This window comes from Streptomyces sp. NPDC002809, assembly GCF_040295435.1.
Taxonomy (GTDB): domain Bacteria; phylum Actinomycetota; class Actinomycetes; order Streptomycetales; family Streptomycetaceae; genus Streptomyces.
Window position 1 is genome coordinate 19,356 of record NZ_JBEOVJ010000100.1, and the last position, 9,123, is coordinate 28,478.

At 71.1% G+C, this 9,123-nt stretch carries 7 protein-coding genes; 3 read left to right on the forward strand and 4 right to left on the reverse strand.

The window, feature by feature from the left end; translation table 11 throughout:
• Positions 1-7: 7 nt before the first annotated feature.
• Together ABT025_RS34925 and ABT025_RS34930 are read left to right on the forward strand one after the other, a co-directional pair.
• Positions 8-1,234: an NADH:flavin oxidoreductase gene (locus ABT025_RS34925; RefSeq protein ID WP_351002687.1), complete on the forward strand. Its 1,227-nt coding sequence runs from the start codon at positions 8-10 to the stop codon at positions 1,232-1,234.
• Positions 1,231-2,634, forward strand: a complete 1,404-nt coding sequence (locus ABT025_RS34930; protein ID WP_351002688.1) for an amidase — start codon at positions 1,231-1,233, stop codon at positions 2,632-2,634. Before ABT025_RS34925 ends, ABT025_RS34930 begins: the two co-directional genes overlap by 4 nt.
• Positions 2,635-2,687: 53 nt before the next feature.
• On the opposite strand, the gene ABT025_RS34935 is transcribed toward ABT025_RS34930, so the two are convergent.
• From ABT025_RS34935 to ABT025_RS34950, 4 genes are all read right to left on the reverse strand, one after another.
• On the reverse strand, positions 2,688-3,113 hold the full coding sequence (locus ABT025_RS34935) for an OsmC family peroxiredoxin (protein ID WP_351002689.1): 426 nt from the start codon (positions 3,111-3,113) through the stop codon (positions 2,688-2,690).
• A gap of 131 nt (positions 3,114-3,244) precedes the next feature.
• Positions 3,245-4,327 (reverse strand): methyltransferase, encoded by a 1,083-nt coding sequence (locus ABT025_RS34940; protein ID WP_351002690.1) that lies wholly within the window; start codon positions 4,325-4,327, stop codon positions 3,245-3,247.
• A 398-nt stretch (positions 4,328-4,725) separates the two neighbouring features.
• On the reverse strand, positions 4,726-6,309 hold the full coding sequence (locus tag ABT025_RS34945; protein ID WP_351002691.1) for an alpha/beta hydrolase: 1,584 nt from the start codon (positions 6,307-6,309) through the stop codon (positions 4,726-4,728).
• Between the two features lie 44 nt (positions 6,310-6,353).
• The gene (locus ABT025_RS34950; RefSeq protein WP_351002692.1) at positions 6,354-6,662 is read right to left on the reverse strand and encodes a hypothetical protein; all 309 of its coding nucleotides are present in this window, start codon (positions 6,660-6,662) and stop codon (positions 6,354-6,356) included.
• Between the two features lie 320 nt (positions 6,663-6,982).
• On the opposite strand from ABT025_RS34950, the gene ABT025_RS34955 reads away from it, so the two are divergent.
• A complete protein-coding gene (locus ABT025_RS34955; RefSeq protein WP_351002693.1) occupies positions 6,983-9,085 on the forward strand; it encodes a sensor histidine kinase in 2,103 nt (700 codons plus the stop codon).
• Positions 9,086-9,123: the final 38 nt, after the last annotated feature.

Consider the following 9,123-nt stretch of genomic DNA (forward strand, 5'->3'; position numbering starts at 1 on the left):
ACCACTCGTGACCACCACCGAGACACCCGATGTCCTGGCCCCCGCCCAGCTGGGCCCGCTCAAGCTCCGCAACCGCGTCATCAAGGCCGCGACCTACGAAGGGCTCAGCCACAAGTCCCTGGTGACCCAGGACCTCGTCGATTTCCACGTCGCCTACGCGCGAGGCGGCGTCGGCATGACCACCGTCGCCTACTGCGCCGTCGCGAAGGAGGGGCGGACCGACCGGCACCAGATCCACTGGACCGACGAGGCGATGCCGGGACTCCGCGTACTCACCGACGCCGTGCACGCCGAGGGCGCCGCGATCTCCGCGCAGATCGGCCACGGCGGACCCGTCGCCAACCCCAAGGGCAACGGCGCCCCGGCCCTCTCCCCGTCCAGGCACTTCCACGCCACCACCATCAGCTGGGCCCAGGAGGCGTCCATCGACGACCTCCGCCGCATCACCGAGGCACACGCCGAGGCCGCCCGTCGCGCCGTCCGGGCCGGCTTCGACGCCGTCGAGGTCCACCTGGGCCACAACTACCTGGCCAGTTCCTTCCTCAGCCCCAAGATCAACCACCGCACGGACGCGTACGGCGGCAGCCTGGAGAACCGGGCCAGGTTCGCCCGGGAGATCATGCGGGCCGTCCACGACGCGGTCGGCGGCAAGATCGCCGTCATCGCCAAGATGAACATGGACGACGGCGTCCCGGGCGGCTTCTGGCTCGACGAGGCCATCCCCGTCACGCAGTGGCTCGAAGGGGACGGCACCGTCGACGCCCTGGAGATGACCGCGGGCAGCTCCCTGCTCAACCCGATGTACCTCTTCAAGGGCGACGCCCCGCTCGCGGACTTCGCCGCGATCATGCCGCAGCCGATCAAGCTCGGCGTGAAGCTGGTCGGCAAGCGCCTCCTCCACAGCTACCCCTACCGGGACGCCTACCTCCTGGAGGACGCCCGGCAGATCCGCGCCGCCGTCAAGCTGCCGATGATCCTGCTCGGGGGCATCACCGACAAGCCGGCCATGGACCTCGCGATGCGCGAGGGGTTCGAGTACGTGGCCATGGGCAGGTCCCTGCTGCGCGAGCCCGACCTCGTGAACCGGATCCGGGAGGACGCCACCACCCCGTCCCTGTGCATCCACTGCAACAAGTGCATGCCGACCAACTTCACCGGTACCCGCTGCGTTCTCGTCGACCGGGGCACCACCCGTCGCGAGACCTGGGGCAAGCCCGCCGGGTACGTGGGATGAGGGGCCCGGACGCCGTCGCCACGGCCGCCGCGGTCCACAGCGGCGAGACCGACGCCCGTACCGTCACCGAGCAGGCGATCGCCCGCATCGAGCAGCACGACCCACGCATCAACGCGGTGGTCCGTACCCGGTTCGAGGCCGCGCTCGCCGAGGTGGCGGCCGGTCTGCCGGACGGCCCGCTGCACGGTGTCCCCATGCTGGTCAAGGACCTCGGCACCGAGGTGGAAGGGCTGCCGGCGACGGGCGGCAGCCGTCTCTTCGCCGACGCGACCGCTCACCGCGACAGCGAACTGGTGGCCCGCTACCGGCGCGCCGGTGCCGTCGTCCTCGGCACCACCAACACCGCGGAACTGGGCCTCAACGCCTCCACCGAACCGGTCCTCTTCGGCCCCACCCGCAACCCGTGGAACACCGACCGCTCAACGGGTGGCTCCAGCGGCGGCTCGGCGGCCGCGGTGGCGGCCGGAATGGTCCCGGTCGCGCACGCCAGCGACGGCGGCGGCTCGATCCGCATCCCGGCCGCCGCCTGCGGACTCTTCGGCCTCAAACCGAGCCGGGGACGGGTCTCGCCCGCACCCCGTCCCACCACCCTGTCCGGCCTGGTCTCCGGCCACCACGCGGTGACCACGACCGTCCGGGACAGCGCCCTGCTCCTCGACGTCGTCGCAGGACCCATGCCCGGGGACGCGTACGCCGCACCTGCCCCGGCAGCTCCCTTCGCCGAACTGGCCCGCCGCGACCCCGGGCGACTGCGGATCGGCCTGATCACCGCACTCCCGGACGGCCCCGACGTCCACCCGGACTGCGAAGGGGCGGCACGCGCCGCGGCCCTACTGTGCGAACGGCTCGGCCACGACGTCACCGAGACCACCGCCCGCTACCGCCCCGCCGACGTCGGCCGCACCTCCGGAGTCCTGATGGGCGCCGACATCGTCGCCCAGATCGAGGCCCGGCTCGACCGGCTCGCCAGGCCCCTGGCCGACGACGACATCGAGCCCTTCACCCGGGTCGTGTACGACACCTACCGCGCTCTGCCGGCCGCCGACGTCAGCCGGGCGCTGCGCCGCGCGCAGGAGATCGGCTGGGAGGTCGGCGCGGCGTTCGACGCGTTCGACGTCCTGCTCAGCCCGACTCTCGCCCGGCCGACCCCGCTGCTCGGCACCCTCGACACCTCGGCCCCGGAGTCGATCTACCGGCACGCGTCCGTCTACTCCGCCTTCACCAGCGTGTACAACGTCACCGGGATGCCGGCCATGTCGGTCCCGTTCGGCCACGACAGCGAGGGCCTGCCGCTGGGCGTCCAGTTCGCCGCGCCCCTCGGCGGCGAGGGCACGCTGCTCGCGCTGGCGGCGCAGCTGGAACGGGAGGCGGCTCCTTGGGGGGCGCCTCCCGGCGGGTGACGCGCGGCGCGCCCGTGCTGCCCGCCGTCCTCCCGAGAGACGCCCGGCCCGCGTCAGCCGAGCTCGGCCGAGAGCGTGATCGTCGTACCCGCCAGGGCTTGGCTGACCGGGCAGCCGGCCTTGGCGTCCTCGGCCGCGGCGACGAAGGCGAGGTCGCCGATGCCGGGAACGGTGCCCTTGACGGTGAGGTGGATGCCGGTGATGCCATCGCCCGGCTGGAACGTCACGTCGGCTGAGGTCACGAGCTCGCGGGGAGGTGTGCCCGCTTCCGTGAGAGCGTTCGCCAGCGCCATGGAGAAGCAGCTGGAGTGGGCTGCGGCTATCAGCTCTTCCGGGCTGGTCCTGCCGTCGGCCTGCTCGGCGCGCGAGGGCCACGACACCGGCAGGCTGCCGATCCCGGAGGAGCCGAAGGCCACGACGCCGTTGCCGGCGAGCAGGTCGCCTTCCCAGAGGGTGTGTGCTGAGCGCTTGGTTGCCACGACGGGCCCTTTCTCTTGTGTGGACAGCCCCGTGTGCGAGGCTGTTGAAGCATTTCGGTCGGACGTGAGCCGGTGCCGGGGCAGCCACCGTCGGCAGCATGCCGACGACCGCCGGCCGGGCACGCCGTCCGTCAGGACACCGGCCTCGGTGTCGTCGGCGGGGCCTGGGCAGGCACCGCTTCCAGGACGGAAACCCTGGACGCGGACGGCACCGTTGCGACCGGCGTCAGGCCGGCCCGCCGGAACAGACGCGTGAATTCGTCGAGGCTGCGCTCCCGCCCGCTCGACAGCGCCAACATGTTGAGATCCATCAGCGGCTCCAGACCGGGCCTGCCCGCCTTGTCGACGAGGAGCTCCATCACCAGGAGGCGTCCGCCGGGGTTGAGCGCCTCCGCGCAGTTGCGCAGGATGCGCACGCAGGAGTCGTCGTCCCAGTCGTGCAGGACGAACTTCAGCAGGTGTACGTCCCCGGGCGGCACCTCGTCGAAGAAGTCGCCACCGACGAAGGTGAACCGGTCCGCGACGCCCAGACCGGCCGCGGACGCGTCTGCTTCGGGCCCCACGTGCGGCAGGTCGAACACCACCCCGGTCAGGCCTGAATGCCGCTGCATGAGTGTCTGGACGAGGTTGCCGCCGGCGCCGCCGACATCCACGACGACTTCGAATCCCTCGAGGCCGATCACGTCGGCCAGGTGGTGGGCGAGGCTCCGTGTCATGGCGGTCATGGCATTGGTGAAGACTTCGGCCTCGCCCGGAACGGTGGCGAGCCAGTCGAAGAAGGAGACGCCGAGGGCCGCCTCCGCCTGAGTGGTGCCGGTGCGGACCGCGTCCGTCAGCCGCCCCCACGGCAGCCAGTGCGACTCGGCGCCGCCCCACAGGGCCAGGTCCCGCAGGGAGTCAGGGGCGTCGGTGCGCAGGGTGTCGAGCAGGGAGGTGCCGACGAACCGCTCGCCGTCCGCCGACGTGGCCAGACCGAGCGAGGCGCACGCCCGCAGGAACCTGAACGTCGAGTCCGGGTCCAGCGACTCCGCCTCGGCCACCTGTGCTGGGGTGGCACCGGTGGCGTGCAGGTGATCGGCGATGTGCAACTCGGCTGCGGTGCGCACCACTTGGGTGACCCAGTAGGCAGTCGTCATCTGGAGCATGCGCCCCGTGTCACCCACGGGCGGTTCGGTGGAGCCCGCTGCGACGAAATCATGTTCGAACAAAGTCATGTGATGCGTCTTCCGAATCAGGGAATGGGAACGGGACCGGCCGGGGCGCGAAGTGCCCCACCGTCCCGTCCCGCGGTCTCGTGTGCCGTGGCCCGCACACGTGCTTCCACAGCCCGCCACAGGGCTGCGGAAGAGTGTGGACCGGGGCGGCGGCCGGGCCCCGCGGCGCCGTCGCGGATCCTCCTCGCGAACCGGCGGCGGGATCGCGGCATCCGTGATGGTGTCTCCGTGGGGGTGTGCGGCACTTCGTGATGCAGACCCGCGTGGTGCGGCGGGCCCGGCTTCACTCTCCGCCCGTACGGTCGCGGCAGCCAGGGCGCTGTCCTCCTGGGTGTGCCGCACCCCGGCTCGTGCCGCCTCGACGGCACCCCACCCGAGGACAGCTCCGGGGAGCGCGGTCACGAGCAGGTGGTGTTGTCCTCCGGAACCGTTCCGTCGAGGAGATACGTGTCGACCAGCTCGGTCAGACAGTCGTTGGCGCCGTAGGTGCCGTGTCCCTCACCGTCGACGGTGAGACTGATGCCGACTCCCTTGCCCAGTTTCTCCGCCATCCTCTTCGCCCCCTCGTAGGGCGTGGCGGGGTCGCCGGTGTTGCCGATGACGAGGACGGGGTCCGCGCCACCGGCCGTCACCTCGACGGTGGGGGCGTGGCCGGCCACCGGCCAGTCGGTGCACTGGAGCAGGCCCCAGGCCATCCAGACCCCGAACACGGTGGATGCCTCGCGGAATTCCGGAAGATGCCGACGCACGTCGGCGGCGGTGAAGCGGTCCGAGTAGTCGGCGCAGCTCACGGCCGCGAACGCGGCGTTGCCGTTGGCGTAGCCGTCGTCATCGGTGCGTTCGTTGAGGCCGTCGGCGAGGAAGAGCAGCACGCTGCCGTCCCCCTTGGCGGCTGCGGCCAGGCCGTCATTGAGTACCGTCCATCCCATCTCCCTGTCGTACAGGGCGGCGGCGATGCCGTTGAGGGCGAGGCTCTGGGTGAGCGGGCGCCCGTCTGCCGTCGGAACGGGCTTCGTGTCGAGGCGATCGAGGAGCGCGGTGACGGCTTTCTGGCCCGAAGCAGGGTCCTTGCCGTCGAAGAAGCACTCCTCACGCTTCGTGCAGTCCTTGGTGAAGCTCTCCAACGCGCCCTGGAATCCCTTTGCCTGGCCGAGCCCATTGGCCAGTGTGTCATTGGTGGGATCGACCACGGCGTCGAGGACGGTTCGTCCGACACGCTCCGGGAAGAGGTGCGCGTAGACGCCGCCGAGTTGCGTTCCGTAGGAGATGCCGAAGTAGTTCAGCTTCTCGTCCCCGAGGATGTGACGCATCAGATCCAGGTCGCGTGCGGCGTCCTGTGTGCCGACGTGGTTCAGCGCGATACCCGAGTTGTCCTCGCAGGACCGGGCATGGGTGCGTACGCCGTCGGCGTAGGCCTTCTCCTCCGCGGCGTCGTCGGGCGTCAGGTCCACTGCCAGCCAGGCGTCCATGGCCTTCGTGCCGAGGCACTTCACCCCGGCACTGTCCCCGACCCCGCGCGGGTCGAAGCTGACCAGGTCGTAGCGCTCGTGCAGTTTCGCGTAGGTGTCTTCGGCGAAGAGGGGGAGCGTCGACACTCCGGAGGCACCGGGGCCACCGAAGTTGAAGACGAGGGACCCGAGCCGTTCACGGTTCGCCTTCCGCGAGGACTTGGCCCGGACGAGGGCCAGTTCGATGGTCCCGTCGTCGGGATGCGCGTAGTCCAGCGGTGCCCTCATGGTGCTGCACTGCCATGTCGTGCCGTCCGGGAGATTCTCGGGTACGTCGCCGCCGCCCTGGGCCGTGGAGGGAGCGGAGCACGCGGTCCAGTGCGGCTTCTGGTCGCTGAGTGCGGCGGGCACGGCGGGTATCGAGGCGGTTTCGCCGGTGCCGGAGTCAGGGCTGCAGGCGCTGACCGCGGTGGCTGCCAGCACGGCGAGCGAGGCCAGGGCGATACCGGCTCGGGACGAGGGGCGGTTGGGCATGCTTCTACCGATCCGAGGTTGTTGCTGATGGAAGACATGGATGTTCATGCGTCGCTGTCGTGGCAGTGGCGCAGGCGGTCGGCACGTGTGTCCCGCAAGGACTTGACTCCCCGGACGGCCTGCGAGCCGAGTGCGGCGAACACGAGGCCCGTGGCGATGAGGAAGGCATTCGATGCCCACGGGTTGAGGGCGCCCGTGGCCGATTCCAGCAGCGGGAGCAGGCTGTTGTACGCGGGATAGGAGACTGCGGCCAGCAGCACGATGTGCCAGAACTGCACGTTCCTCAAGGGTCTGCCCATGCAGACGATGGTCAGAACGGCCACCAGCGTGACGACGACGTCGGTTCGATCCATAAGTCGATCGTGCCGCCCGGGAAGGGCTGTGGCGTCTGCCACCAGGAGGAACGCCGTCTAGGCCGGAAGACCTAGTGCCGTGGAAGCGGGTCGGGCCGGGTCAGTGACGGAACACTTCCCGGGGGGTCGGCGCCACGTCCTGAACCACCGGGGGAAGTCCCGCGCCGGGGCATGTGCGGGCGGAGGCCGCGGGTGGCAGTCGACGTGCCCTCCGGCACGTCATCCGGCAGCCGCGGAGCACATTTCTGCCGGTGCGCCCCGGGGAGAGGGGCATCAGGCGCGAAGTCCGGCACCGGGCGCCCGGCTCTACACTCTTGCCGATGGGAAGAACTCGAGGCCTGCTCCTGCCAGGCGTGTTCGCGGTGGCACAGCTGATTCTGTGGATCGGCGCCGTACCGTTTCTGGACGAGCCCCCGAGCACGACGACATGGATCGCTGGTTTCGCCACCACGGCTCTCACCACGCATGCGCTCGCACGACGGAACCGGGCACCGCTGCCCGCCCTGGGGCAGATACTCGCGTCGTCCGTGCTGGTGCAGTTTCTGACACCGCCCGACACCCTGGGTCTGGTGGCGAGTGCGGCGGTCCTGATGGCGCTCTTCGCCGTGACCGCCCGGAGCGGCCTGTCCATCGGCCTGGCCGCCACCGCGGGGGCCGCCGTCGTGCAGCTCCTGCCCAGCGCCGCACAGCATGGATTCGGCAGTGGCCTCGTCTCCAACTGGCTCCTCCACGTCAGTCTCTACCTGCCGGCCGCCGCCCTGGGCGCCGGCCGTCGGCACTGGCTGCGGGAACGGCAGACGACGAAAGAGCGGCTGACCCGCGCCGAGTTGGAGCTGGGGCAGGCGGCCGGCGGCGAACGGGACCGGCTGGCACATGAGTTGCACGACATCAGCGCCCATCACCTCACCTCCGTCGTGGTGTCCGTGGAAGCCGCCCGCAGGCTCGGTGGCAGTCGGCCCGAACTGGTCACCGAAGCCCTCACGTTCGCCGGCCGCACCGCGCGGGAGACCCAGGTGGCACTCCGACGGCTGGTGGCAGTCATGCGAGCGGGCGAGCCACCGGGTCACCGGCCGATGACCCCCGCGCTCGAAGCCCTCATCGGAGGCTTCGGCAGACTGGGGCGCCCTGTCTCCGTTTCCCTCCCCGCCGATCTCGCCGGACCTGCGGCGGAGGCGGCCCACGGCATCATCCGGGAGGCGCTGACCAACGCCCTGCGCTACGCGCCGGGTGCTTCCGTCGGTGTTCGGGCGCAACGGGTCGGAGAGGCGCTGCACCTGACCGTCGACAACGGCAGGCCGTCCGGCGGCATCGGCGGCGCCGGCCTGGGTATCGGCTCCGGCCGCGGTGTGGAGGGGATGGGCCGGCGCGCTGCCGCTGTCGGCGGGCGGTTGTCCGCAGGGCCCCGCGCCGAAGGAGGATGGCGGGTACACGCTGTACTGCCTGAAGCACCTTCCGCACGAAAGCCTGCCACGGGTCGACGGCGCAACTTCCCACGAGAGCAGCGGGTCACGGACGGGGTGGTCTGCGGAGCGGCCGTCGTCGCATCGTTGGGCTACGCCCTGGAGACGGCGGCGGGGAAAGGCTACGGAGTCGCCGTCTGCCTGCTTCTCGTGCTGCTGCTGACCGTTCACGCGCTCCCGCTGCTGTGGCGCAGACGAGCCCCTTGGTGGGCCCTCGCCGCGACAGGGGCCACCGCCTTCGTGTGGCCGGTGCTGTTGGTGAGCGGTGTGCTTCCGCCATCCAGCGCGCAGTCCCTCCTGGGTGGTGGAACCGTCGAACTGGCCGCTGTCTACGCTGTCGCTGCCTACGGCCGCGTTCTGATACCGGCGACCGCGCAGGCCGGACGGTACGGACGGCCCCCGATCGCGCAGACGATGGTTCCGGCCGGATACCGCCTGTCCTATCTGTCCGTACCTGCCGTGGTTCTCTCGTTCGGTGTGCTGATGACGGCCGCTTTCGCCGCCGACGGGAGGCTCCTCGGGGAACCGGCCGGTCCCCTTCTCGTGCTCTTCGTCCTCGCCGAGGTGCTGTTGTGCTTCGGCCTGGTGTTCACGGCGGTGTGGTGGGCGGGGTGGATGATGCACAGGCGCCGCAGGCGGGTGCTGTGCCGCGAGGACGCGGCGTTCACGACCCTGCTCGCGAGCACGAGGGGCGTGGTCCACAACGAACGGCAGCGCGTCGCGGGCGGTCTGCAGGAGACGGTGCTCCGGCAGGCCGGCCTGGTGATCTCCTCGGCGGATGCGGGCAGCCTGAAGGACGTCGCCGCGGCTACGAGAGCGACGCTGGCAGCCATGCGTCAGCTGCTCGGGAGCCTGGATGCGGGTAAGGCACCCCCGGCACCCCCGGCACCCCCCGCACCCCCGGCACCCCTGGTACCCCCGGCACCCGCGAAGGCCGCTCTGCGGGGCGGGCCGCACGCCTAAGGTCTTTCGTTCGGATCGGCCGGACCCCACGAGCCCGG